Raw genomic sequence first — 1,610 nt, 5'->3', positions numbered from 1 at the left:
TCCGCCGACTCCGGTGGCGCGGTGATCGACCTCGTACTGTCGGCCGGGTTGCGCGCCCACGGCTGCGAGACGGTGGCGTCCGCCATCCTCGAGGCCACCTCCAGTGCCGTCAGGCAGGCCAACGCCCGACGCGCCGAGCTGGTCTCGGGGTCGGTCGCACTCGCGGTGAGCGGCCGCGCGCAGGCCGCCGAGGCCGCCGGGGACGACTCAGCCGGTGCCCTGTCGGCGGGCCGTGGCACCGGCTGACGGGCCGTGGATATGCTGACCGGCATGGCCAAGGACATAGTCCCGATCGAGCTCGGTCTCCCTGAGGGAGACGTCACGACCCTCTGGGCGCCCAGTTGGCGGGAGGACAACGACGACTGGGAGGCGTTCCTCGGCCTCGACGAGGACCTCTACGCGTTCGATTCGACCGCCGAACTCCTGGCCCTGGTCCGGAGCGGCGCGCAACATGATCTGCAGGACCACCCGTCCTGGGACGAGTTCGCGACCTCCGACGTGCTGGCGTTCCGCGCCGCGGACGAGAACTGCTACGACCTCGTCGGCGTCCTCGAACTCCTCGGCGAGAACCCCACGGAGTCCTCGGTCGACGAGATCGACCAGTCCTTCACCATCGCCCGCTCGATCGGCGAGGTGTGCGAGTTGGACACCGTCACCAAGTTCTTCAACGGCAACCCGATCCTCGCCGCCGTCACCCGCGGGATGGACGAGTTCTACGGGCGGGACGGGTTGAAGCTGTGGAAGTCCATCCGGAAGACCGTCGCCAAGGGCTGGGACGACGTGCTCGACGCGATCCAGGACGTCATGACCACCCCCGAGGTCCCGCGCGCCGAGGTCGATCGCGCCCGAGCGGACCTGGAGGCCGCTGAGGCCGCGCTCCCCGCGCCCGCGCCCGAGCCCGAGGCCGCCCCCACCGGGTACCCGGAGGGTTCGCTGTGGGAGACGGTCGGGATCGACCCCGTGAAGATCATCTTCGCCGATCAGGAGTACCTGAGCCTGCGCTGCTATCTCGGCGATCGGCCGGTGTTCCTCGGCGACGGGGACCAGGCGTACGTGTTCACCAGCGCCCGCGGCCTGTCCCGGTACCTGGCCGACCACGACGACGAGACGCTCAGCCACGTGGCGACCTACGAGCGCGTCAAGATCGCGGCGATCGACGGCAGCCTGGACGTCCACGTGACCGAGGACAACACCTACGTCCTGGCCGGCCTCGACCGCGACATCGAGGTCGGCCCCGGGATGGTCGACTCCGGGCAGCTCGCGCTCGCCGTGGAACTGGTCACCGACCTCGCGAACTACGTGGGCGACTCCGACCTCGAGGCCGCGGTCACCGGCCGAGGAACCTCGTTGCGCCGGTTCCTCCACTACGTCCTCAACCCGGACGACGCCAGGCTGCTCGAGCCCAGCGCGCCGTTCGACGACGAGGCGGGCGAGTGGCGCGACCTGGTCGACGACGTCGAGCGCCTGATGACCACCCCCGACATCGCCTGACCCGCCTGGCCTGACCTCGCCCGGCCTCCCCGGCCTCGCCGTCTCGCCCGGCGTCCCCGGCCTCGCGCGGCGTCATCGAAAAGAGCGTTCCGCACATTTCCACTCGGCCGATGCGGTCG

Annotated in this window: 1 protein-coding gene and 1 pseudogene; both read left to right on the top strand. The window is 70.6% G+C overall.

Annotated elements, in window-relative coordinates; translation table 11 throughout:
* Positions 1–246, top strand: a pseudogene (locus G6020_RS10395) (YbaB/EbfC family DNA-binding protein); the annotation flags it as partial.
* Between the two features lie 24 nt (positions 247–270).
* Positions 271–1,491, top strand: a complete 1,221-nt coding sequence (locus G6020_RS10390) for a primosomal protein (RefSeq protein ID WP_182610571.1) — start codon at positions 271–273, stop codon at positions 1,489–1,491.
* Positions 1,492–1,610 lie beyond the last annotated feature (119 nt).

Source organism: Dietzia sp. B19 (assembly GCF_014145155.1).
In the GTDB taxonomy this organism is placed as follows: Bacteria; Actinomycetota; Actinomycetes; order Mycobacteriales; family Mycobacteriaceae; genus Dietzia; species Dietzia natronolimnaea.
The sequence above is the reverse complement of the archived record's forward strand: the minus strand, read 5'-3'. Positions and strand labels throughout refer to the sequence as shown.

Bases quoted from the DNA above. Each gene is read 5' to 3' on its own strand.
- G6020_RS10390 (WP_182610571.1), top strand. From the start codon at position 271: ATGGCCAAGGACATAGTCCCGATCGAGCTCGGTCTCCCTGAGGGAGAC.